The following is a 22,703-nucleotide window of genomic DNA, read 5'->3' on the forward strand; positions in this document are numbered from 1 at the left end:
GCCCAGGGGGGCATATGAGGCACCGAGCGAGATCGATCCTCGCCGCAAGCGCACTGGTCTTCGGCACCGCACTCGCCGCGCTGCCCGTGGCAGCGCAGGCCCAGCCCGGCTCCGGCGCCGCACCCGGCGCCGCATCCGATGCCGAAGTGCGCGTCTACGACGCCGACATCACCAAGGAGCAGGTCCCGCTGGTCCTCGCCGCCGGCCAGGACGCTCACGAGCTGAGCGAACGCGCGCCGGAGAGCGGTACCGCCAAGGTCGAGCTCTTCCTCACCGGCGACCAGGCCGAGAAGCTCGCCGCGCAGGGCGTCAAGCTCGCCGAACGCGAGGTCCCCGGCGAGGGACTCGCCCGTGCCAAGGCCGCCGGGGACGGGGTGTTCCGCCCGTACAGCGGCAAGGGCGGACTCCAGGAGGAGATCCTGCGGACCGCCCGGCAGAACCCGGCGCTCACCAAGGTCGTCTCCATCGGCAAGACCGTCCAGGGCAAGGACATCCTCGCCCTCAAGGTCACCAAGAACGCCAGGAAGACCAAGGACGGCGACAAGCCGGCCGTGCTCTACATGTCCAACCAGCACGCCCGCGAGTGGATCACCCCGGAGATGACCCGGCGGCTGATGCACCACACCGTCGACAACTACGGCAAGGACCCGCAGATCACCAAGCTGGTGGACTCCACCGAGCTGTGGTTCCTGCTCACGGCCAACCCCGACGGGTACGACTTCACGCACGCCCCCGACGGCGAGCGGCTGTGGCGCAAGAACATGCGCGACAACAACGGCGACGGCAAGCACACCGCCGTCGACGGCGTCGACCTCAACCGCAACTTCGCCTACAAGTGGGGCTACGACAACGAGGGTTCCTCGCCCAGCCAGGCGAGCGAGACCTACCGCGGCCCCAAGGCCGGCTCCGAGCCCGAGACCGCCGCCCTCGACGCCTTCCAGAAGCGCATCGGCTTCGCGTACGCCATCAACTACCACTCCGCCGCCGAGCTGCTGCTCTACGGCGTGGGCTGGCAGGTGGCCACCGACACGCCGGACGACGTCGCCTACAAGGCGCTCGCGGGCACCCCGGAGAACCCCGCCGTCCCGGGCTACTACCCGCAGGTGTCCTCCGAGCTCTACACCACCAACGGCGAGGCCGACGGCCACGCCTCCAACGTCAACGGCATCATGATGTTCACGCCGGAGATGACCACCTGCCAGACGGCCTCCGAGATCGACCCGAACGACCGGTGGAAGCCCGAGGACTGCGCCTCCGGCTTCAACTTCCCTGACGACGAGAAGCTCATCCAGGCGGAGTTCGCCAAGAACGTCCCCTTCGCCCTGTCCGTCGGCGAGAGCGCCGCGCACCCGGACCGTCCGGCGTCCGTCGTCGGCCTGAGCGCCGCCGACTTCACCCTGGACCCCTTCACCACCTCCTACGCGGCCCGCGGCGAGGACCAGAAGGTCTCCGTCACGGCGCGCAAGGCGCTGAAGGACAAGGAGCTGAACTTCCGGATCAACGGCGGCCGTACGCACGACGAGGACCTCAAGGCCTGGAAGGGCGGCGACGTCTACGGCGGCGAGGACAACAACTGGTTCGACGAGTACCGGGCCGAGGTGGACGGCGCGAAGCCCGGCGACAAGGTCGAGGTCTGGTTCACCGGCCGCGACGGCTCCGGCAAGCAGGTCTCCAGCGAGCACTTCACGTACACGGTGGCCGAGCGGCCGCGCGCGGAGGTGCTGGTGATCGCGGAGGAGGGCGCCAAGGCGCAGCACGCGCAGAGCTACGTCGACGCTCTGCGCGCCAACGGCAGGTCGGCGGCGGTCTGGGACGTCGCCACCCAGGGGGCGCCGCACCACCTCGGGGTGCTCTCCCACTTCCGCACGGCCCTCCACTACACCGGGGCCGTCACCCCGGGCGGAGACACCCAGCTGGCGGTCCGCGACTTCCTCAACGAGGGCGGCAAGCTGATCGAGGCCGGTGAGCTGGCGGGCGGCAACGCCCAGGTCGGCCGCGCCGTGACCGACGACTTCAGCCAGTACTGGCTCGGCGCCTACGGCCGTACGAGCGTCAGCGGCGCCACCGGCTTCACCGGCGCCGGGTTCCTGAACGGGGCCAAGGGCGGCCTCGGCGACGCCGCGGGCAACCCGCTCGACGCCCCCGGCTCGTACACGGTGACCTCCGAGACCCTGGCCCCCGCGCAGTTCCCGCAGTTCAAGAGCGCGCAGGCCGGCCAGTTCGGCGGGGTCGTCAACCCGTACGCCCCCTACGCCGGCAGCCAGATGGCCTCCGCCCTCCACGAGGACGACGACTGGAAGCGGCTGACCCGCACGATCGACCTCACCAAGGTCTCCGCCGCGGACAAGCCGCAGTTGAAGCTCGCGCTGAGCTGGAACGTCGAGGAGGGCTACGACCACGCCGCGCTGGAGGCGCGTACCGCCGGCGGCGACGACTGGACCACCCTGCCCGACGCGGGCGGCCTGAGCAGCACCGCCGTTCCCCAGGACTGCGGGGCGGGGTTCTTCGTGAACGGCCACCCGTTCCTGCGCCGCTACCTCACCCTCGAGGCCGGCGCCTGCGCCCCGAAGGGCACCAGCGGGGCGTGGAACAGCTTCACGGCGTCCTCGGGCGGCTGGAAGCAGGTCTCCTTCGACCTGAGCGCGTACGCGGGCAAGACCGTCGAGGTCTCGCTCTCCTACATCACCGACGGGGGCTCGGGCGGCCGCGGCGTCTTCGCGGACGAGGCACGCCTGAACGTGGGCGGCACCGACCAGCCCGTCGAGGGGTTCGAGACCTCGCTCGGCGACTGGACCGCCCAGGGCGCACCCGCCGGAAGCCCCGAAGTTCCGGGCGACTGGTCCCGCTCAGGGGAGTTGTTCAAGTCCTATGCGGCGGTGACTACGCGTGACACCGTCCTGCTGGGCTTCGGCCTGGAGCACGTGCCGGCGGCGGCTGACCGTGCCGTACTCGTCGGTAAGGCGCTTCGGGCGCTGAACCGCTGATCAGGGGCCCTCACCGGGCTCACCCTGAGTGACGGGGAGAAAGTCCCCCGAGGTCCCGTGCCGAGCAATCGGCAGGGGGCCTCGGGGCGTGTCAGGCTCCGGCCGATGTCACTCAAAAGCTCACGGAGAGGTAGGGTCGTAAGCGGTCGGGGACATCCCATACAGCTCGCCGGCGCACTTACCGGCGCACCAACGAGGAGATCGGTTCGTGACGATCCGCGTAGGCATCAACGGTTTTGGCCGAATTGGCCGCAACTACTTCCGGGCGCTCCTTGAGCAGGGAGCGGACATCGAGATCGTCGGTGTCAACGACCTGACTGACAACGCCACCCTGGTGCACCTGCTCAAGTACGACACCATCCTGGGCCGCCTCAAGGCCGAGGTCTCCCACACCGACGACACCATCACCGTCGGCGGCAACACCTTCAAGACCTTCGCCGAGCGCGACCCCGCGAACCTCCCCTGGGGTGAGCTGGGCGCCGACATCGTCATCGAGTCGACCGGCATCTTCACGAAGAAGGCCGACGCCGCCAAGCACATCGCCGCCGGCGCGAAGAAGGTCCTCATCTCGGCTCCGGCCAAGGACGAGGACATCACGATCGTGATGGGCGTCAACCAGGACAAGTACGACGCGGCCAACCACCACGTCATCTCCAACGCCTCCTGCACCACCAACTGCGTGGCGCCGATGGCCAAGGTCCTCCTGGAGAACTTCGGCATCGTCAAGGGCATGATGACGACGGTCCACGCCTACACGAACGACCAGCGCATCCTGGACTTCCCGCACTCGGACCTGCGCCGCGCCCGCGCCGCCGCCGAGAACATCATCCCGACCACCACCGGTGCCGCCAAGGCCACCGCGCTGGTGATCCCGGAGCTGGCGGGCAAGCTCGACGGCATCGCGATGCGCGTCCCGGTCCCCACCGGCTCCGTGACCGACCTGGTCATCGAGCTGGAGCGCGAGGTGACCAAGGACGAGGTCAACTCCGCGTTCCAGAAGGCCGCCGAGGGCCAGCTGAAGGGCATCCTCGACTACACCGAGGACGCGATCGTCTCTTCCGACATCGTGAACTGGCCCGCGTCCTGCACCTTCGACTCCTCCCTGACCATGGTCCAGGGCAAGAGCGTCAAGATCGTCGGCTGGTACGACAACGAGTGGGGCTACTCCAACCGTCTCGTGGACCTCACGGTCTTCGTCGGTGGCCAGCTCTAAGGTCACCTGGTTCTAAGGTAGGCACCACGATGTGAGTACAGGGTCCGGGCTGCGCGACGAAGCGCCGCACGGGCCCTGTCGCTTGTCTCGTTCTCCCTTCCTCGCCCTTCGCGAGAAGGGTTCAAAGGAGTAGAAACACATGAAGACGATCGACGAACTGCTCGCCGAGGGCGTCAAGGGCAAGCGGGTCTTCGTCCGCGCCGACCTCAACGTCCCGCTGGCCCAGGGCAGCATCACCGACGACGGCCGCATCCGCGCCGTCCAGCCCACGATCGCGAAGCTCGCCGCCTCCGGCGCCCGCGTCATCGTGGCCTCGCACCTGGGCCGCCCCAAGGGTGCCCCGGACCCGGCCTTCTCGCTCGCCCCGGCCGCCAAGCGCCTCGGCGAACTGCTCGGTGCGGACGTCGCGTTCGCCACCGACACCGTCGGCGCCTCCGCCAAGGAGACCGTCGAGGCCCTCACCGACGGCCAGGTGGCCGTCATCGAGAACCTGCGCTTCAACCCCGGTGAGACGGCGAAGGACGACGCCGAGCGCGGCGCCTTCGCCGACCAGCTCGCGGAGCTCGCCGACGTCTACGTCGGCGACGGCTTCGGCGCCGTCCACCGCAAGCACGCCTCGGTGTTCGACCTCCCCGCCCGCCTCCCGCACGCGGCCGGCTACCTCATCGCCACCGAGGTCGGCGTCCTGAAGAAGCTGACCGACGAGGTCAAGCGCCCCTACGTGGTCGTCCTCGGCGGCGCCAAGGTCTCCGACAAGCTCGCCGTCATCGACCAGCTGCTCGGCAAGGCCGACCGCATCCTCATCGGCGGCGGCATGGCGTACACCTTCCTCAAGGCCCTGGGCCACGAGGTCGGCATCTCCCTCCTCCAGGAGGACCAGATCCCGAAGGTGACCGAGTACATGCAGCGCGCGAAGGACACCGGCGTCGAGCTGGTCCTCCCGGTCGACGTGCTCGTCTCGGCGGACTTCCCCGACCTCAAGGGCAAGACCCCGGCCGTCTTCGAGACGGTCGACGCGGACGGCATCCCGTCCGACAAGGAGGGCCTGGACATCGGCCCCAAGACGCGCGAGCTCTACGCGTCCAAGATCGCCGATGCCGAGACCGTGTTCTGGAACGGCCCGGTCGGCGTCTTCGAGCACCCGGACTACGCGGGCGGCACCACCGCCATCGCGCAGGCCCTGGTCGACAGCAACGCCTTCACCGTCGTCGGCGGCGGCGACTCGGCCGCGGCCGTGCGTACGCTGGGCTTCGACGAGAAGGCTTTCGGCCACATTTCCACCGGTGGCGGCGCCTCCCTCGAATACCTCGAGGGCAAGACGCTCCCCGGCCTCGCCGCCCTGGAGGGCTGACCCGTAATGACCGCAGTTGAAAACGGCCGCACCCCGCTGATGGCGGGCAACTGGAAGATGAACCTCAACCACCTCGAGGCCATCGCCCACGTCCAGAAGCTCGCCTTCGCCCTCACCGACAAGGACTACGACGCCGTCGAGGTCGCGGTCCTGCCGCCCTTCGTCGACCTCCGCTCGGTCCAGACCCTGGTCGACGGCGACAAGCTGAAGATCAAGTACGGCGCCCAGGACATCTCCGCGCAGGACGCCGGCGCCTACACCGGCGAGATCTCCGGCTCGATGCTGGCGAAGCTGAAGTGCACGTACGTGGCCGTCGGCCACAGCGAGCGCCGTCAGTACCACGAGGAGAGCGACGAGCTCTGCAACGCCAAGGTCAAGGCCGCCTACCGGCACGGGCTCACCCCGATCCTGTGCGTCGGCGAGGGCCTGGACATCCGCAAGGCCGGCCAGCAGGTCCAGTACACGCTGAAGCAGGTCGACGGCGGCCTCAAGGACGTCCCCGCCGAGCAGGTCGAGTCCATCGTGATCGCGTACGAGCCCGTCTGGGCCATCGGTACCGGCGAGGTCGCCACCCCCGAGGACGCCCAGGAGGTCTGCGGGGCGATCCGCGGCCGTCTCGCGGAGCTGTACTCGCAGGAGCTGGCCGACAAGGTCCGCATCCAGTACGGCGGCTCGGTGAAGTCCGGGAACATCGCGGCGATCATGGCCCAGCCCGACGTCGACGGCGCCCTGATCGGCGGCGCGGCGCTGGACGCGGACGAGTTCGTCAAGATCGTCCGCTTCCGCGACCAGTAGACGGCGAGTATGCGGTAGGGCGGATCCGTCGTACCCTTGCGGGGGCCAGGAGGCTGGACAGCAGCCACTGGCCCCCGCGCACATCCCAGCAAAGCCGGAAAGCCCAGAAAAGCCAGAAAGTAGGAATCAGCCGTGATTATGGGGTTCTCGATCGCCCTGATCGTCTTCAGCGCCCTGCTGATGCTGCTCGTGCTGATGCACAAGGGCAAGGGCGGCGGCCTTTCCGACATGTTCGGCGGCGGCATGCAGTCGTCCGTCGGCGGTTCTTCCGTCGCGGAGCGGAACCTGGACCGCATCACCGTCGTGGTCGGTCTGCTGTGGTTCGCCTGCATCCTCGCGCTCGGCCTCCTGATGAAGTCGAGCAGCTGACCGTTCTGGCCATCCGGCAGTCCGGTCGGCTCCGCCCGGCCTATCATTGAGCCTCCGGCGTCCAGGGATCTGGAATCAGTAACTCCGGTCACTGGACGTGCGTTGGGCCTTACGTAGACTTGGGCGCCCGCGGCGGAAATTCCACTCACGCTCCGCGGCACCATCACGCAGGGAGTTACGACCGTGGCAAGTGGCAACGCGATCCGTGGTAGCCGGGTCGGAGCGGGGCCGATGGGCGAGGCCGAGCGCGGCGAGTCCGCGCCCCGCCTGCGCATCTCCTTCTGGTGCTCGAACGGGCACGAGACGCAGCCGAGCTTCGCCAGCGACGCGCAGGTGCCGGACACCTGGGACTGCCCGCGCTGCGGGTTCCCGGCCGGCCAGGACCGGGACAACCCGCCCGCGCCGCCGCGTACGGAGCCGTACAAGACGCACCTGGCGTACGTACGGGAGCGGCGCACGGACGCCGACGGCGAGGCGATCCTCGCCGAGGCCCTCGCCAAGCTCCGCGGCGAGATCTGAACGACTTCGAAGTCATGTGCCCTGAGGCCCGGTCCCGTTGGAGACATCTCCGACGGACCGGGCCTCTTTGTGTGCGTTGGTCCGCATCGGATCCCTTAAGTTGGTGATCGGCGGGGCACGACAGGACGGAAGAAGTGGGTTGATGTCCGAGATGAACGCAGACAGCCGTACGAAGCTCAACCGGATGCCGGAGTGGCTGGCACTCGGCAAGCACCGGGAAGAGTTCGGCCAGACGCATCTGCGGGAGCTGTTCGAGGAGAATCCGGGCCGGGGCGCCGGCTATACCCTGCGGGTCGGGGACCTGCACATCGACTACTCGAAGCACCTCGTGACCGACGAGACGCTGACGCTGCTGCGCGAACTGGCCGCGGCGGCGGGCGTGGCCGAGCTGCGCGAGGCGATGTTCCGCGGCGAGAAGATCAACACGACCGAGGGCCGCGCGGTGCTGCACACCGCCCTGCGCGCGCCCGCGGACGCCGTCGTCGAGGTCGACGGGGAGGACGTCGTCCCCGCGGTGCACGCCGTCCTGGACAAGATGGCGTCCTTCTCCGGCCGCGTCAGGTCGGGGGAGTGGACCGGCTCCACCGGCAAGCGCATCAGGAACGTCGTCAACATCGGTATCGGCGGCTCCGACCTGGGTCCCGCGATGGCCTACGAGGCCCTGCGGGCCTTCACCGACCGCGCACTGACGGTGCGTTTCGTGTCCAACGTGGACGGCGCCGACCTGCACGAGGCCGTGCGCGACCTCGACCCCGCCGAGACGCTGTTCATCATCGCCTCCAAGACCTTCACCACCATCGAGACCATCACCAACGCCACGTCGGCGCGCGAGTGGCTGCTCGCGGGGCTGGGCGGTGACCGGGCGGCCGTCGCACGGCACTTCGTGGCGCTGTCCACCAACGCCGAGAAGGTCACCGACTTCGGCATCGATCCGGCCAACATGTTCGAGTTCTGGGACTGGGTCGGCGGCCGCTACTCCTTCGACTCGGCCATCGGGCTCTCGCTGATGATCGCGATCGGCCCGGACGCCTTCCGGGAGATGCTGGGCGGCTTCCACACCATGGACCGGCACTTCCGCACCGCGCCGCCGGAGGAGAACGCCCCGCTGCTGCTCGGCCTGTTGGGCATCTGGTACGGAGCCTTCTTCGACGCACAGGCGCACGCGGTCCTCCCGTACAGCCACTACCTCTCCCGGTTCACCGCCTACCTGCAGCAGCTGGACATGGAGTCCAACGGCAAGTCGGTGGACCGCGAGGGCAATCCGGTGGAGTGGCAGACGGGTCCGGTGGTGTGGGGCACCCCCGGAACCAACGGGCAGCACGCCTACTACCAGCTGATCCACCAGGGGACGAAGGTGATCCCCGCGGACTTCATCGGCTTCGCGCGCCCGGTGGCCGAGCTGGAGCCCTCGTTCGCGGCCCAGCACGACCTGCTGATGGCGAACTTCTTCGCGCAGACCCAGGCGCTGGCCTTCGGCAAGACGGCGCAGGAGGTGCGGGCGGAGGGCACGCCCGCATCGCTGGTCCCGCACAAGACGTTCCGGGGGAACCACCCGACGACCACCATCCTGGCCCCCGAGCTCACCCCGGCGGTGCTGGGGCAGCTGATCGCCCTGTACGAGCACAAGGTGTTCGTCCAGGGCGCGGTGTGGAACATCGACTCCTTCGACCAGTGGGGCGTGGAGCTCGGCAAGGTCCTCGCGAAGCGGGTCGAGCCCGCGCTGTCCCAGGGCGCGGACGTACCGGGGCTGGACGCGTCGACGAAGGCGCTGGTGGCCACGTACCGGGAGCTGCGCGGCCGCGGCTGACCTCGGCGCTCGTCACTCGTCGCTCCGCACGAAGGGCCCGCTCTCCTGGGGAGGGCGGGCCCTTCGGGGTGCCGGGAGGCGCGGAGTCAGGAGGCGGCCGGGGGGTACATCCCGCTCGGGAGCTTGGCGGCGGCCGCCCGGTCCAGGAGCCACAGGGTGCGGAAGAGGCCGTAGGCCGCCGCTGCCGGGGCCTGGACCCCGCCCGCGCCGCCGAGGGCGATGGACACCGCGCCGGCCTTGTCCTCGCCCGCAGCCAGGAGCCAGACCTCGCGGGCCGCCCGGATCGCCGGGAGGGTGAGCGAGATCCGGGTGGGCGGGGGCTTCGGGGCGCCGTGCACGCCGACCACGGTGCGCTCGGTCTCGCGGGTCGCCGGGTGCTCCGGGAAGAGCGAGGCCACGTGGGTGTCCGGGCCGACGCCCAGCATCAGCACGTCGAAGCGGGGGACCGGACCGTGGTCCTCCGGGCCGGCCGCCTTCGCCAGCTCGGCCGCGTACGAGGCGGCCGCCGCGTCCACGTCGGTCCCGTACGGGCCGTCCGAGGCGGGCATGACGTGCACGCGGGCGGGGTCCACCGGTACGGAGTCCAGCAGGGCCTCGCGGGCCTGGGTGTGGTTGCGCTCGGGGTCGTCGGCGGGGACGTAGCGCTCGTCGCCCCACCACAGGTCGAGCCGGGACCAGTCGACGGCGTCCTTGGCCGGGGCGGCGGACAGGGCCGCGAGGAGGCCGTTGCCGTTGCGGCCGCCGGTGAGGACCACGGACGCGGTGCCGCGGGCCGTCTGCGCGTCCACGATCTTCGTGATGAGCCGGGCGGCCGTGGCCTGCGCCATCAGCTCCTTGTCCCGGTGGACGACGACCTGGGGAGTCGTCATACCCATGATGCTGCCGCCTTCTTGGTAGTGCGGGTCCGTTTCCCGGGGCTCAGCCCCGGACCCGGGCCCCAAACGCCGGACGGGCTGAAGGATTCAGCCTCGCCGGCGTTTGGGGCGCGGAGTCTGGGGTTACTTGGCTGCGGGCTTCTTCGCCGGCTTGGCCGCCGGCTTCGGAGCCGGAGCTTCCGCCTTGGCGGGAACCTCGGGTTCGGCCGGCGCCGACGACTGCAGCTTCGCCACGCCGAACTTCAGCGAGGCCTCGTACGTGTTGTCCGGGTCCAGGCGGCGGAGCTCCTCCGCCAGGAGCTCGGCCGTGTCGCGGCGCTTCAGCGCCACCGCACGGTCCGGCTGCCCCGGCATGCACAGCGTGGCCAGCGACCCGTCCGCCCGGTCCAGGACGATCGCGCCGTCCTTGGTCTCCAGACGTACGGCCGTCAGGCCCGGACCCGCCGACGACGTACGCCGGACGGGGACCTGGAGCCGGTCCGCCAGCCACATGGCCAGCAGCTCGCAGCTCGGGTTCTCCGACTCGCCCTCGACGGTCGCCGAGGAGACCGACAGGATCTGCTGGTCCAGCGCTGCCGCCAGCATCGAGCGCCACGGGGTGATCCGGGTCCACGAGAGGTCCGTGTCCCCGGGTGCGTAGGCCGCGGCCCGGGCGGCGAGCGCCCCGATCGGGTCCTCGCAGGAGTACGTGTCCGTGATCCGGCGCTGGCCCAGCGCACCCAGCGGGTCGCCCGCCAGGTCCGAGGGAGCACCGTCCGGCCACCAGACGACCACGGGGGCGTCCGGCAGCAGAAGGGGGAGAACCACCGACTGGGCGTGGTCGACCAGTTCGCCGTGAAGGCGGAGCACGACCGTCTCACCGGTGCCGGAGTCCGCCCCGACACGGACTTCCGCGTCGAGACGGGCGCCCTGGCGGCTGCGCGGGGAGCGGCTGACCCGCCGGATGACGACGACGATCCGCGAGGGGTGTTCGTGGGACGCGTCGTTCGCCGACTTGAGCGCGTCGTACGCGTTCTCCTCGTCGGTCACGATCACCAGCGTGAGGACCATGCCGATGGCCGGCGTGCCGATGTCCCGGCGCGCCTTCACCAGTGCGGCGTTGATCTTGCTGGAGTTGGTCTCCGTGAGGTCGATCTTCATGGCCGGCGCCAGCTCCGTCCGTCTCGTGCGAGCATCTCGTCCGCCTCGACCGGCCCCCAGGTGCCCGCCGGGTACTGCGCGGGCTTGCCGTGCTTGTCCCAGTACTCCTCGATCGGGTCGAGGATGTTCCAGGACAGTTCGACCTCCTGGTGACGCGGGAAGAGGTTCGCGTCGCCCAGCAGGACGTCCAGGATGAGCCGCTCGTAGGCCTCGGGGCTCGACTCCGTGAAGGACTCGCCGTACGCGAAGTCCATCGTGACGTCCCGGACCTCCATGGAGGTGCCCGGGACCTTGGAGCCGAACCGGACCGTCACGCCCTCGTCCGGCTGGACCCGGATGACCAGGGCGTTCTGCCCCAGCTCCTCGGTCGCGCCCGATTCGAACGGCAGGTACGGGGCCCGCTTGAAGACCACCGCGATCTCGGTCACCCGGCGGCCCAGGCGCTTGCCGGTCCGCAGGTAGAACGGGACGCCCGCCCAGCGGCGGTTGTTGATCTCCAGGCGGATGGCCGCGTAGGTGTCGGTCTTCGACTTCGGGTCGATGCCGTCCTCTTCGAGGTACCCGACGACCTTCTCGCCGCCCTGCCAGGCGGCCGCGTACTGGCCGCGCACGGTGTGCTTGCCGAGGTCCTCGGGCAGCTGCACCGCGGTGAGGACCTTGAGCTTCTCCGCCACCAGCGCCTTGGGGTGGAAGGAGCCGGGCTCCTCCATCGCGGTCAGCGCGAGCAGCTGGAGCAGGTGGTTCTGGATGACGTCACGGGCCGCGCCGATGCCGTCGTAGTACCCGGCACGGCCGCCGATGCCGATGTCCTCGGCCATGGTGATCTGGACGTGGTCGACGTACGACCGGTTCCAGATCGGCTCGAACATGGTGTTGGCGAAGCGGAGCGCCAGGATGTTCTGGACGGTCTCCTTGCCGAGGTAGTGGTCGATCCGGAAGACCTCGTCGCGCGGGAAGACCTCGTGGACGACCTTGTTGAGTTCCTCGGCGCTCTTCAGGTTGTGTCCGAAGGGCTTCTCGATGACGGCACGCCGCCAGGAGCCCTCCTTCTGCGCCAGCCCGTGGTCCTTGAGCTGCTGGACCACCTTGGGGAAGAACTTCGGCGGGACGGACAGGTAGAAGGCGAAGTTGCCGCCCGTGCCCTGCGCCTTGTCGAGGTCCTCGATCGTCGCCTTCAGGGTCTCGAAGGCAGCGTCGTCGTCGAAGTCGCCCTGCACGAACCGGCAGCCCTGCACCAGCTGCTGCCAGACCTCCTCGCGGAAGGGCGTGCGCGCGTGCTGCTTGACGGCCTCGTACACCTCCGTGGCGAAGTCCTCGTGCTCCCACTCGCGGCGGGCGAAGCCGATCAGCGAGAAGCCCGGCGGGAGCAGGCCGCGGTTGGCCAGGTCGTAGACGGCAGGCATCAGCTTCTTGCGCGACAGGTCACCCGTAACGCCGAAAATGACCAGGCCGGACGGCCCCGCGATGCGCGGGAGCCGCCGGTCCTGTGCGTCACGAAGCGGGTTCGCTCCGTTCACAGACAAGGTGTTCAGGCCTCCGTGGGGGCGAGGCGCTCAAGCTCCGCCTCGGTCGACTTCAGCAGGTCGTTCCAGGACGCCTCGAACTTCTCGACGCCCTCGTCCTCGAGCAGCTGCACCACATCGTCGTACGAGATGCCCAGCTTCGCGACCGCGTCGAGCTCGGCGCGGGCCTGCGCGTAGCTGCCGCGCACGGTGTCACCGGTGATCCGACCGTGGTCGGCGGTGGCCTCCAGGGTGGCCTCCGGCATGGTGTTCACCGTGTTCGGGGCGACCAGGTCGTCCACGTACAGGGTGTCCTTGTACGCCGGGTCCTTGACGCCCGTAGAGGCCCACAGCGCGCGCTGCTTGTTGGCGCCGACCCGCTCCAGGGCGGTCCAGCGGTCCGAGGAGAAGACCTCCTCGTAGGCCTCGTAGGCCAGACGGGCGTTGGCGAGCGCCGCCTTGCCCTTCAGGGCCTTGGCCTCGTCGGTGCCGATGGCGTCCAGGCGCTTGTCGATCTCGCTGTCCACGCGGGACACGAAGAAGGAGGCGACCGAGTGGATCAGGGAGAGGTCCAGGCCCGCGGCCTTCGCCTTCTCCAGACCCGCCAGGTACGCGTCCATGACCTCGCGGTAGCGCTCCAGCGAGAAGATCAGCGTGACGTTGACGCTGATGCCCCTGCCGATGACCTCGGTGATCGCCGGCAGGCCGGCCTTGGTCGCCGGGATCTTGATGAGCGTGTTGGGGCGGTCCACCAGCCAGGCGAGCTGCTTGGCCTCGGCGATGGTCGCCTCGGTCTGGTGGGCCAGACGGGGGTCGACCTCGATGGACACGCGGCCGTCCTGGCCGTCGGTGCGGTCGTAGACCGGGCGCAGGATGTCGGCGGCGTCGCGGACGTCCGCCGTCGTGATCATGCGCAGGGCCTCGTCGACGGTGACCTTGCGGGTCGCGAGGTCGGTGAGCTGCTGCTCGTAGCCCTCGCCGCCGCTGATGGCCTTCTGGAAGATCGCCGGGTTGGTGGTGACACCGACCACGTGCGACTCGTCGATGAGCTCGGCCAGGTTGCCGGACGTGATGCGCTTGCGGGACAGGTCGTCCAGCCAGATCGCCACGCCTTCGTCGGAGAGGCGCTTGAGTGCGTCTGTCATGGGAATTGCATCTCCTACTGGTCTTGTACGGTCGTCAGCGCGCGGCGGCGGCGAGGGAGGCCTTGGCGGCGGCGGTCACGGCCTCGGGGGTGAAGCCGAACTCGCGGAAGAGCACCTTCGCGTCGGCCGAGGCACCGAAGTGCTCCAGGGACACGATCCGGCCCGCGTCGCCGACGTAGCGGTGCCAGGTCAGGCCGATGCCCGCCTCGACCGCGACGCGCGCCGTGACGGAGGGCGGCAGGACGCTGTCCTTGTACGCCTGGTCCTGCTCCTCGAACCACTCGACGGACGGCATCGAGACGACCCGGGCGGGGATGCCCTCGGCCTGGAGCTGCTCGCGGGCCTCGACGGCCAGGTGCACCTCGGAGCCGGTGCCGATGAGGACGACCTCGGCCGGACCGCCCTCGGCCTCGAACATCACGTAACCGCCCTTGGCGGCGTCCTCGTTGCGCTCGTAGGTCGGCACGCCCTGGCGGGTGAGCGCCAGGCCGTGCGGGGCGCCCTTGCCGAACACCTTGGTGTGGCGCCTCAGGATCTCGCGCCAGGCGATCGCGGTCTCGTTGGCGTCGGCCGGGCGGACGACGTTCAGGCCCGGGATGGCGCGCAGCGAGGCGAGGTGCTCGACCGGCTGGTGGGTCGGGCCGTCCTCGCCGAGACCGACGGAGTCGTGCGTCCACACGTAGGTGACCGGCACGTGCATCAGCGCGGAGAGGCGGACGGCGTTGCGCATGTAGTCGGAGAACACCAGGAAGGTGCCGCCGTAGATGCGGGTGTGGCCGTGCAGGGCGATGCCGTTCATGGCCGCGGCCATGGCGTGCTCGCGGATGCCGAAGTGGATGGTGCGGCCGTACGGGTCGGCCTCCGGCAGCGGGTTGCCCACCGGCAGGAACGAGGATTCCTTGTCGATGGTGGTGTTGTTGGAGCCGGCCAGGTCGGCCGAGCCGCCCCACAGCTCCGGGATGACCGCGCCGAGGGCCTGGAGCACCTTGCCGGAGGCGGCGCGGGTGGCGACACCCTTGCCGGCCTCGAAGGACGGGATCTCGTCCTCCCAGCCCGCGGGCAGCTCGTTGGCGTTGATGCGGTCGAACTCGGCGGCGCGCTCCGGGTTGGCCGTGCGCCAGGCGGAGAAGTCCTTCTCCCACGCGGCCTTGGCCTCGCGGCCGCGGTCCAGCGCCTTGCGGGTGTGCGCGATGACCTCGTCGGAGACCTCGAAGGTCTGCTCCGGGTCGAAGCCGAGGACGCGCTTGGTGGCCGCGACCTCGTCGTCGCCGAGGGCCGAGCCGTGCGCGGCCTCGGTGTTCTGGGCGTGCGGGGCGGGCCAGGCGATGATGGAGCGGGCCGCGATGAAGGACGGGCGCCCGGTCTCGGCCTTGGCCGCCTGCAGCGCCGCGTACAGCGCCTTCGGGTCGAGGTCGCCGTTCTCCTGCTGCGCGACGCGCTGGACGTGCCAGCCGTACGCCTCGTAACGCTTGAGGGTGTCCTCGGAGACGGCCGTCTCCGTGTCGCCCTCGATGGAGATGTGGTTGTCGTCCCACAGCAGCACCAGGTTGCCGAGCTTCTGGTGGCCGGCCAGCGCGGACGCCTCGTGGGAGATGCCCTCCTGGAGGCAGCCGTCGCCCGCGATCGCGTAGATCATGTGGTCGAACGGGGAGGCGCCCTGGGCGGCCTCCGGGTCGAACAGGCCGCGCTCGTAGCGGGCGGCCATGGCCATGCCCACCGCGTTGGCGATGCCCTGGCCCAGCGGGCCGGTGGTGGTCTCCACGCCGGCCGTGTGGCCGTACTCCGGGTGGCCCGGGGTCTTGGAGCCCCAGGTGCGGAACGCCTTGAGGTCGTCCAGCTCCAGGCCGAAGCCGCCCAGGTACAGCTGCGTGTACAGGGTGAGGGACGAGTGCCCCGCGGAGAGCACGAAGCGGTCGCGGCCCACCCACTCGGGGTCCGCCGGGTCGTGCCGCATCACCTTCTGGAAGAGGGTGTAGGCGGCGGGGGCCAGGCTCATCGCCGTACCGGGGTGGCCGTTTCCGACCTTCTGGACCGCGTCAGCGGCCAGAACGCGGGCGGTGTCGACGGCCCGCTGGTCCAGTTCGGTCCACTCGAGCTCTGTGGTGGTCGGCTTGGTGCTCACCGTGGGTCAGGGCTCCTCTCCACATGTCTGTTCCCGGTGACGGACGGTCGCACCGGCGCGATTCCGAGCCTACCCCCGCAACGGCGTGCAGCTATTCGAGTGTCCGCAGACGGTCACCGTGCCGTCACCGGGATGTCAGCTCCGATCGGACCAACACGACGCGACCCCCGCGCGGGGCGACGTATGACCAACGTCTACAGTGGCGTGGTACGTGCAAGCCCTTGTGGTGCTTGCTGGTTTCTCTCTCAGGGGTGTGCGTGACGGCCGTCGAATCCCGTCCAGCGGGGGTGCTCGCGACGAGCGCCGGTCACCGGCCGTTCGGGGCCCGGGCCATGGCTTTCGTGGCATTGACCAAGCCGCGGATCATCGAACTTCTGCTGATCACCACAGTGCCGGTCATGTTCCTCGCCGAGCAGGGCGTGCCCTCGCTGTGGCTGGTCCTCGCGACCTGCTTCGGCGGCTATCTGTCCGCGGGCGGCGCCAACGCGCTGAACATGTACATCGACCGCGACATCGACGCGCTGATGGACCGCACTTCGCAGCGCCCGCTGGTGACCGGCATGGTCAGCCCGCGCGAGTGCCTGGTCTTCGGCATCAGCCTCGCAGTGGTCTCCACGCTGTTCTTCGGCCTGCTGGTCAACTGGCTGTCGGCCGCCCTCGCGCTCGGCGCGCTCCTCTTCTACGTCGTGGTCTACACGATGCTGCTGAAGCGGCGCACCGCCCAGAACATCGTCTGGGGCGGCATCGCGGGCTGCATGCCGGTGCTCATCGGCTGGTCCGCCGTCAAGAACGAGGTCTCCTGGGCCGCGGTCATCCTCTTCCTCGTCATCTTCTTCTGGACGCCGCCGCACTACTGGCCGCTGTCGATGAAGGTGAAGGACGACTACGCGCGCGTCGGCGTGCCGATGCTGCCCGTCGTGGCGGGCAACAAGGCCGTCGCGCGGCAGATCGTCCTCTACAGCTGGGTGATGGTGGCGGTCTCGCTGCTGCTGACCCCGCTGGGGTACACCGGGTGGTTCTACACGGCGGTCGCGCTGGTGGCGGGCGGCTGGTGGCTGTGGGAGGCGCACGCGCTGCACGCGCGGGCCAAGGCCGGGGTGACGGGCGCGAAGCTCAAGGAGATGCGCCTGTTCCACTGGTCGATCACCTACGTGTCGCTGCTGTTCGTGGCGGTGGCCGTGGATCCCTTCCTCCGCTGATTACTCACCGGTAGCATGCCCTTATGGCAGACACCGCAGACACCACCGCAGCGACCGCGGACAAGAAGCAGGACCGTACGGCGGCGAAGCTCGCCAAGCAGATCGGCGCGTTCGCCAAGCAGCACGGCGGCGCCGAGGGCCACCTCGCCCACATCGGCCAGGCCGGCACCCGGATCGTGCTCGTCGGCAAGGACGGCGAGTGGGGCGACCTGGTGGCCCCCGCCTTCGCGGTGGCCCGGCTGGCCGCCGAGAAGGCCGAGCTGACCCTCCACGAGGAGTTCGACGGGGAGTTCGCCGCGAGCGTGCGCACCGGCCCGTACGAGTGGTCGCGGATGGCCGGCATCCAGCTCGGCGGACCCGCGAACCCGGCGGCCTGAAGCCGACGGTGGCCGCTCGGTCAACAGCGCGAGCAACACCTCACACCCCGCGCACCCGTTAGGACGTGTGGAAGCCCCTTCCTCACGTCCGCAACGGGATGCCCGGATGATCGAAACGCCGCCCCTGGTGGACCAGTACTGCCACGGAGTACTCCGTACGGAGCTGGGCCTGGGCACCTTCGAGGCCCAGCTGATCCGCTCCGCCGGCCCGCCCGCCGCGGGCACCACCTTCTTCGACACGCAGACCGGTTTCGCGGTGCGCCGCTGGTGCCCGCCGCTGATCGGGCTGGAGCCGTACGCCGCCCCCGCCCGCTATCTGGCCCGCCGGCGCGAGCTCGGCGCGGCCGAGACCGCGCGGCTGCTGCTGCGGGGCTCCGGGATCGCCGCCCACGTGGTCGACACCGGCGTGGCCGGGGACCTGACCGGCCCCAAGGAGCTGGCCCTCGCCGGGGACGCCGAGGCCTTCGAGACGGTCCGGCTGGAACTGCTGGCCGAGCAGGTCGCCGACACCTCCGGGACCGTGGCCGCCTTCCTCGCCAATCTCGCCGAGGCCGTGCACCACGCCGCCACCGGGGCCGTGGCCTTCACCTGCGGCGCCGTCGTCGACCACGCGTCCCTCCTGGCCGCGGCGCCCGAGCCGCCCGATCCCGGCGAGGTGCGCGGGGCGGCCGGGCGGTGGCTGGACCGGCGGACCAGGGGCGGGGCCGTGCGCGACCCCGTACTGCTGCGGCACCTGGTGTGGAGCGCGGTCGCGTCCGGGCTGCCGCTGCAGCTGCACACCGGGCCGGGGGACCCGGCGCCGCTGACCGGGTTCGTACGGGCCACCGCGGGGCTCGGTACGCGACTGGTCCTGCTCGGCGGATACCCGTACCACCGGCAGACGGCGCAGCTGGCCGCGGCCCACCCGCACGTCTACGCCGACGCCGGCGCGGCGCTCGGGCAGACCGGGGCGCGGGCCGCGGCGGTCCTGGCCGAGCTGTTGGAGCTCGCTCCCTTCGGGAAGCTGCTGTTCTCCAGCGGCGGGCGGCACCTGCCCGAGCTGCACGCGGTGGGCGCCCTGGTGTTCCGGGAGGCGCTGGGCCGGGTGCTGGGCGGCTGGGTCGCGGACGGGTCCTGGTCCTGGAAGGACGCGGGGAGGGTCGCCGCCATGGTCGCGGCGGGCAATGCCCGCCGCGTCTACCGGCTGGACGAGCGGGGGTGAGCCGCCCCGTTCAGACGGAGGAGAGCTGGGGGTCGCCCTGGGCCGGGATCTCCACCTGCGCCACCGGGCGTTCGCGCAGGCTCAGCGCGACCCGGAGCACCGCGATCCACACCAGGCAGGAGCCGAGCATGTGGGCGGCGACGAGCAGCTCGGGCAGCTCGGAGAAGAACTGCACGTAGCCGATGCCGCCCTGCGCCAGGAGCACGATCAGCAGGTCCCGGGCGCGTGCCCGGGTGTCCGCGGGGGCGTCGACCACGCGCAGCACCAGCCACATCGCCACGGCCAGCGCGCACACCAGCCAGGCGGCGACGGCGTGCACATGGGCGGTGGCCGCCCAGTCGAACGGCATCCGCCGGATCTCGCTGCTGTCGCCCGCGTGCGGTCCGGAACCCGTGACGATCGTGCCCGCCGCGATCAGTACGAAGGTCGTCGCGGTCAGCACCCACGACAGCTTGCGCACCGGGCCGGGCACGCGCGGGCGGGAGGCGGTGTCGCCCTCGCCGGTGCGCTGCAGGCTGACGGTGGTCACCGCGATCAGCGCGGTGGCGAGCAGGAAGTGCCCGGCGACGCTGTACGGGTTGAGGCCCGTCCTGACGGTGATCCCGCCGAGTACGGCGTTGGCCATCACGATGACGAACTGGATCCAGCCGAGCTTGGTCAGCGAGCGCCGCCACGGCTTGGCCGAGCGGGCCGCGAGGATGTACCAGCCGACGGCCGCGGAGAGCACGTACGTGAGCATCCGGTTGCCGAACTCGATGGCGCCGTGGAAGCCCTGCTCCTGCGTCGCGATCAGGCTGTCGTCCGTGCACTTGGGCCAGGTGTCGCAGCCGAGACCGGAGCCGGTGAGCCGCACCGCGCCGCCGGTGACGACGATGGCCACGCTCATGACGAGCGCGGCGAGCGCGGCGCGCCGGACGATCCGGGGCGACGGAGTCCAGCGGCCGGCGATGAAGGCGAATGGGTTCAACACGGCCCCTATCGTAGGCGGAGCCTTGTGCAAAGTTTCACGAGGGGGTGGCCGGTGGTGCCTCGGGACCGGCGACCAGCCGGTATCGGGCGCCCGCCGGGTCGCCCTCCTCGTGCCACCACACGTGGACCCGCCAGGGGACGCCGTCACCGGGGTGGTCCGCCGACGCCGTGAATCCCCGTACCAGTTCGGCCCCTATGTCCCCAGCCGTCCGGTTTCGCACTTCCGTGGCGCTGTGCCAAGGATGGTCGAGTGCGTTCCACAGTCCGTCAGGACCGCGCACCTCGACGCGCCACACCGCGAGCCAGGGCGTGACCTCCAGCATCGTGCGGACCTGTTCGGCGCCCAGACCCAGCCGGGCCGCGATCTCGGGCTCGGCCACCCCCTGGACGCGGGCGGCCACCACGGCCTGGGGCAGCAGCCGTTCGGGCAGCAGCCCCTTCGCGCGCAGACCGGCCAGGGAGTCGAAGGCCAGGAAGCGCAGGCGCAGTTCCAGCTGGCGGCCGATGTGGTCGAGGGCCTCCTCGGCCTCCGCGGACTCCTCCGAGCCGTGGTCCGCCAGCAGCAGCTGCCGGAAGTCCGACTCCGCGTCCACGGCCCAGGCCACCGCTTCCTCGGCGGAGCCCAGCTCCGCGAGGCGGTCCCCGAGGAACACCTTCGCCTGGGCCAGACCCCGGCGGTTGACCGGGTCCTGCTGGTCCAGGCCCGCCCACACCCCGACCGCGGTGCGGGTCAGGTCACGGGCGCGCTCCCCGGCCGCCCGCTCCATGGCGGTCGGACCCTCCGCGGCGGCGGGGCCCAGCGGATGCCGCGGCAGCCGGTCCCCGTCGCTCAGCGGCCAGGCCAGCCACACCCCGTGGTTGATCAGCCCGCGGGCGTACCACCGGGCGAACTCGGGGGCGTACGGGGCCGCGCGCTCGGAGCTGCGCAACCCCTCCTCGATGAGGGCGAGGGCGGAGGCCCGGTCCCCGTCGGCGAAGCGCAGCGCGGCCCGGTCGGCGAGGCGCAGCCCCAGCAGCGCGGCGCACTCGGGGTCGTCCGGGTGGGTGCGCAGGGCCCCGATCAGCTCGTCGAGCAGCCGCTCGCGCTCCTGCGGTTCCGCGTGCGCCGCCCCCGACCGCACCCGCGCCCACTGCTCGTCCAGCCGTAGAACGGCCTCCCGCTGCACCATGTCCGCCCCCCGGCTTCATGCGTGAAGGTCTACATCTTCACGGGAACGACCGGCCCGGTGGAAGGGTTCCGCCGGCCAGGGTGAGGCGTCATTCCCAGCGGAACCAGCGCGCCGCGCCGCCCAGTCCGAGGACGGCCCAGCCGGTCAGCACGGCCGCGTCGCCCCACGGCAGGGCGCCGCCGTGCTGGAGCACCTCGCGCAGGCCGTCGGACAGGGCCGAGATGGGCAGCAGGCCCAGGACGGCCTGGACGGCGTCCGGGAACTTGTCCAGCGGCACGACCACCCCGCCGCCGACCAGCAGCAGCAGGAACACCAGGTTGGCGGCGGCCAGCGTCATCTCGGCCTTGAGGGTGCCCGCCATCAGCAGGCCCAGCCCGGAGAAGGCGGCGGTGCCGAGCAGGACCAGCGCGGCCGCCGACAGCGGGTTCCCGTGCGGGGACCAGCCCAGCGCGAAGGCGATCGCCGTCAGCAGGGCGATCTGGAGCACCTCGGTGACCAGCACGGACAGGGTCTTGGCGGCCATCAGGGCCCAGCGCGGCAGCGGGGAGGCCCCGAGCCGCTTGAGGACCCCGTAGCGCCGGTCGAAGCCGGTGGCGATGGCCTGGCCGGTGAAGGCGGTGGACATCACGGCGAGCGCCAGGATGCCGGGCGCGAGGAAGTCCACGGACTTCTGCGCACCTGTATCGACGATGTCCACGGCCGCGAAGAGGGTCAGCAGCAGCGCCGGGATGATCACGGTCAGCAGCAGCTGCTCCCCGTTGCGCAGCAGCATCCGGGTCTCCAGGGCCGTCTGCGCGAGGATCATGCGGGAGACGGGAGCCGCCCCCGGGTTGGGGGTGAACGTGCCGGCGCTCATCCGCGCAGCTCCTTGCCGGTGATCGGCGTCATGAACGCAGCTCCTTGCCCGTGAGCTCCAGAAAAACGTCCTCCAGGGTGTGCCGCTCCACCGAGAGGCTGTCCGGCATGACGCCGTGCTGTGCGCACCAGGAGGCGACGGTGGCGAGCAGCTGGGGGTGGACGTCGCCGGTGACCCGGTAGACGCCGGGGGTGAGCTCGGCGGCCTGGGTGCCGTCGGGCAGCGCCTTCAGCAGGGAGGCGAGGTCGAGGGAGGGGCGGCCGGTGAAGCGCAGGGTGTTCTCGGCGCCGCCCCGGCACAGCCGCTCGGGGCTGCCGTGGGCGATGACCCGGCCCGCGTCCACGATGGCGACCTCGTCGGCGAGCTGTTCGGCCTCGTCCATGTGGTGGGTGGTGAGGACGACGGTGACCCCGTCGGCGCGCAGCTCCCGCACGAGGTCCCAGGTCGCGCGGCGGGCCTGCGGGTCCAGGCCGGCGGTGGGTTCGTCGAGGAAGACCAGCTCGGGGCGGCCCACCACGGCCATGGCCAGGGCCAGGCGCTGCTGCTGGCCGCCGGAGAGCCTGCGGTAGGCGGTGCGGCCGCAGCCGCCGAGGCCGAGGCGTTCCACCAGGGTGTCCACCGGGAGCGGGTCGGCGTACAGCGCGGCCATGTGGCGGAGCATCTCGACGGCGCGGGCTCCGGAGTAGACGCCTCCGGACTGGAGCATCACGCCGATCCGCGGGCGCAGCGCCCCGGCCTGGGCGACGGGGTCGAGGCCGAGGACGCGGACGGTGCCGGCGTCGGGGCGGCGGTAGCCCTCGCAGCTTTCCACCGTGGTCGTCTTGCCCGCGCCGTTGGGACCGAGGACCGCGGTGACGGAGGCCTTCGGGACGGTGAGGTCCAGGCCGTCCACCGCCGTTTTGGGGCCGTACCTCTTCACCAGTCCGCGGATCTCCACGGCGGGGTCGTTGCTCATGGGGGGTGAGTCTACGGAGCGGGGGGAGGGGTCCCAGGTCCCGGGGTCGGGGTGACGGGCCGGCTCGGGGATGACGTTTTCGTGCCCGCCTCGTGCCCGCCGGGGCCGGTCCTGCGGCTGCCGGCGGCGGTATTTGCGGCCGTCGGATTCGAACA

At 70.9% G+C, this 22,703-nt stretch carries 19 protein-coding genes; 10 read left to right on the plus strand and 9 right to left on the minus strand.

From position 1 onward, the window contains the following. Positions 1-14 precede the first annotated feature (14 nt). The 7 genes from ACIPUC_RS30915 (at position 15) to pgi (ending at position 9,038) form a co-directional block, all read left to right on the plus strand. Positions 15-2,984 carry a M14 family zinc carboxypeptidase gene (locus ACIPUC_RS30915; RefSeq protein WP_446593689.1) on the plus strand — a complete coding sequence of 990 codons (2,970 nt, stop codon included), beginning with the start codon at positions 15-17 and terminating at the stop codon, positions 2,982-2,984. A 208-nt stretch (positions 2,985-3,192) separates the two neighbouring features. Further along, on the plus strand, positions 3,193-4,197 hold the full coding sequence (gene gap, locus ACIPUC_RS30920) for a type I glyceraldehyde-3-phosphate dehydrogenase (protein WP_446593690.1): 1,005 nt from the start codon (positions 3,193-3,195) through the stop codon (positions 4,195-4,197). A 139-nt stretch (positions 4,198-4,336) separates the two neighbouring features. Next, positions 4,337-5,548: a phosphoglycerate kinase gene (locus ACIPUC_RS30925; RefSeq protein ID WP_446593691.1), complete on the plus strand. Its 1,212-nt coding sequence runs from the start codon at positions 4,337-4,339 to the stop codon at positions 5,546-5,548. A 6-nt stretch (positions 5,549-5,554) separates the two neighbouring features. After that, a complete protein-coding gene (gene tpiA / locus ACIPUC_RS30930) occupies positions 5,555-6,343 on the plus strand; it encodes a triose-phosphate isomerase (protein WP_446593692.1) in 789 nt (262 codons plus the stop codon). A 138-nt stretch (positions 6,344-6,481) separates the two neighbouring features. Then, the gene (secG, locus tag ACIPUC_RS30935; RefSeq protein ID WP_374778246.1) at positions 6,482-6,712 is read left to right on the plus strand and encodes a preprotein translocase subunit SecG; all 231 of its coding nucleotides are present in this window, start codon (positions 6,482-6,484) and stop codon (positions 6,710-6,712) included. A gap of 183 nt (positions 6,713-6,895) precedes the next feature. Further along, positions 6,896-7,231: an RNA polymerase-binding protein RbpA gene (locus ACIPUC_RS30940; RefSeq protein WP_007263454.1), complete on the plus strand. Its 336-nt coding sequence runs from the start codon at positions 6,896-6,898 to the stop codon at positions 7,229-7,231. A 151-nt stretch (positions 7,232-7,382) separates the two neighbouring features. Further along, positions 7,383-9,038 carry a glucose-6-phosphate isomerase gene (pgi, locus tag ACIPUC_RS30945; protein ID WP_446593795.1) on the plus strand — a complete coding sequence of 552 codons (1,656 nt, stop codon included), beginning with the start codon at positions 7,383-7,385 and terminating at the stop codon, positions 9,036-9,038. 86 nt (positions 9,039-9,124) lie between these two features. Here the strand turns inward: pgi and pgl are convergent, their stop codons facing one another. The 5 genes from pgl to tkt form a co-directional block, all read right to left on the minus strand. Then, positions 9,125-9,907, minus strand: a complete 783-nt coding sequence (pgl, locus tag ACIPUC_RS30950) for a 6-phosphogluconolactonase (protein ID WP_446593693.1) — start codon at positions 9,905-9,907, stop codon at positions 9,125-9,127. 129 nt (positions 9,908-10,036) lie between these two features. Beyond that, positions 10,037-11,053, minus strand: coding sequence for a glucose-6-phosphate dehydrogenase assembly protein OpcA (gene opcA, locus ACIPUC_RS30955; RefSeq protein ID WP_446593694.1), 1,017 nt, complete (start codon positions 11,051-11,053; stop codon positions 10,037-10,039). Continuing rightward, positions 11,050-12,576: a glucose-6-phosphate dehydrogenase gene (zwf, locus tag ACIPUC_RS30960; protein WP_446593695.1), complete on the minus strand. Its 1,527-nt coding sequence runs from the start codon at positions 12,574-12,576 to the stop codon at positions 11,050-11,052. The genes opcA and zwf overlap by 4 nt, the downstream gene beginning before the upstream one ends. A 5-nt stretch (positions 12,577-12,581) precedes the next feature. Further along, positions 12,582-13,700 (minus strand): transaldolase, encoded by a 1,119-nt coding sequence (gene tal, locus ACIPUC_RS30965; RefSeq protein ID WP_446593696.1) that lies wholly within the window; start codon positions 13,698-13,700, stop codon positions 12,582-12,584. Positions 13,701-13,734: 34 nt separating this feature from the next. Further along, the gene (tkt, locus tag ACIPUC_RS30970; protein WP_446593697.1) at positions 13,735-15,822 is read right to left on the minus strand and encodes a transketolase; all 2,088 of its coding nucleotides are present in this window, start codon (positions 15,820-15,822) and stop codon (positions 13,735-13,737) included. A gap of 257 nt (positions 15,823-16,079) precedes the next feature. Here tkt and ACIPUC_RS30975 point away from each other — a divergent pair, with 257 nt between their 5' ends. The 3 genes from ACIPUC_RS30975 (at position 16,080) to ACIPUC_RS30985 (ending at position 18,599) form a co-directional block, all read left to right on the plus strand. Further along, a complete protein-coding gene (locus ACIPUC_RS30975) occupies positions 16,080-17,021 on the plus strand; it encodes a heme o synthase (RefSeq protein ID WP_446593698.1) in 942 nt (313 codons plus the stop codon). Between the two features lie 23 nt (positions 17,022-17,044). Then, a complete protein-coding gene (locus ACIPUC_RS30980; RefSeq protein WP_446593699.1) occupies positions 17,045-17,398 on the plus strand; it encodes a hypothetical protein in 354 nt (117 codons plus the stop codon). 106 nt (positions 17,399-17,504) lie between these two features. Further along, the gene (locus ACIPUC_RS30985; protein ID WP_446593700.1) at positions 17,505-18,599 is read left to right on the plus strand and encodes an amidohydrolase family protein; all 1,095 of its coding nucleotides are present in this window, start codon (positions 17,505-17,507) and stop codon (positions 18,597-18,599) included. 10 nt (positions 18,600-18,609) lie between these two features. Here ACIPUC_RS30985 and ACIPUC_RS30990 read toward each other — a convergent pair whose 3' ends face one another. From ACIPUC_RS30990 to ACIPUC_RS31005, 4 genes are all read right to left on the minus strand, one after another. Further along, entirely contained in the window at positions 18,610-19,599 is a 990-nt protein-coding gene (locus ACIPUC_RS30990) for a COX15/CtaA family protein (protein WP_446593701.1), read from the minus strand. A gap of 4 nt (positions 19,600-19,603) precedes the next feature. Next, complete coding sequence (locus tag ACIPUC_RS30995) at positions 19,604-20,737, minus strand: hypothetical protein (RefSeq protein WP_446593702.1); 1,134 nt, start codon at positions 20,735-20,737, stop codon at positions 19,604-19,606. An 88-nt stretch (positions 20,738-20,825) separates the two neighbouring features. Further along, positions 20,826-21,593, minus strand: a complete 768-nt coding sequence (locus ACIPUC_RS31000; RefSeq protein WP_446593703.1) for an ABC transporter permease — start codon at positions 21,591-21,593, stop codon at positions 20,826-20,828. A gap of 28 nt (positions 21,594-21,621) precedes the next feature. Further along, the gene (locus ACIPUC_RS31005) at positions 21,622-22,548 is read right to left on the minus strand and encodes an ABC transporter ATP-binding protein (protein WP_446593704.1); all 927 of its coding nucleotides are present in this window, start codon (positions 22,546-22,548) and stop codon (positions 21,622-21,624) included. Between the last annotated feature and the right edge of the window lie 155 nt (positions 22,549-22,703).

The organism is Streptomyces sp. LARHCF249, assembly GCF_052871255.1.

Bases quoted from the DNA above. Each gene is read 5' to 3' on its own strand.
- ACIPUC_RS30915 (WP_446593689.1), top strand. From the start codon at position 15: ATGAGGCACCGAGCGAGATCGATCCTCGCCGCAAGCGCACTGGTCTTC.
- ACIPUC_RS30925 (WP_446593691.1), top strand. From the start codon at position 4,337: ATGAAGACGATCGACGAACTGCTCGCCGAGGGCGTCAAGGGCAAGCGG.
- tpiA (WP_446593692.1), top strand. From the start codon at position 5,555: ATGACCGCAGTTGAAAACGGCCGCACCCCGCTGATGGCGGGCAACTGG.
- secG (WP_374778246.1), top strand. From the start codon at position 6,482: ATGGGGTTCTCGATCGCCCTGATCGTCTTCAGCGCCCTGCTGATGCTG.
- pgi (WP_446593795.1), top strand. From the start codon at position 7,383: ATGAACGCAGACAGCCGTACGAAGCTCAACCGGATGCCGGAGTGGCTG.
- pgl (WP_446593693.1), bottom strand. From the start codon at position 9,907: ATGACGACTCCCCAGGTCGTCGTCCACCGGGACAAGGAGCTGATGGCG.
- opcA (WP_446593694.1), bottom strand. From the start codon at position 11,053: ATGAAGATCGACCTCACGGAGACCAACTCCAGCAAGATCAACGCCGCA.
- tal (WP_446593696.1), bottom strand. From the start codon at position 13,700: ATGACAGACGCACTCAAGCGCCTCTCCGACGAAGGCGTGGCGATCTGG.
- ACIPUC_RS30980 (WP_446593699.1), top strand. From the start codon at position 17,045: ATGGCAGACACCGCAGACACCACCGCAGCGACCGCGGACAAGAAGCAG.
- ACIPUC_RS30985 (WP_446593700.1), top strand. From the start codon at position 17,505: ATGATCGAAACGCCGCCCCTGGTGGACCAGTACTGCCACGGAGTACTC.
- ACIPUC_RS30995 (WP_446593702.1), bottom strand. From the start codon at position 20,737: ATGGTGCAGCGGGAGGCCGTTCTACGGCTGGACGAGCAGTGGGCGCGG.
- ACIPUC_RS31000 (WP_446593703.1), bottom strand. From the start codon at position 21,593: ATGAGCGCCGGCACGTTCACCCCCAACCCGGGGGCGGCTCCCGTCTCC.
- ACIPUC_RS31005 (WP_446593704.1), bottom strand. From the start codon at position 22,548: ATGAGCAACGACCCCGCCGTGGAGATCCGCGGACTGGTGAAGAGGTAC.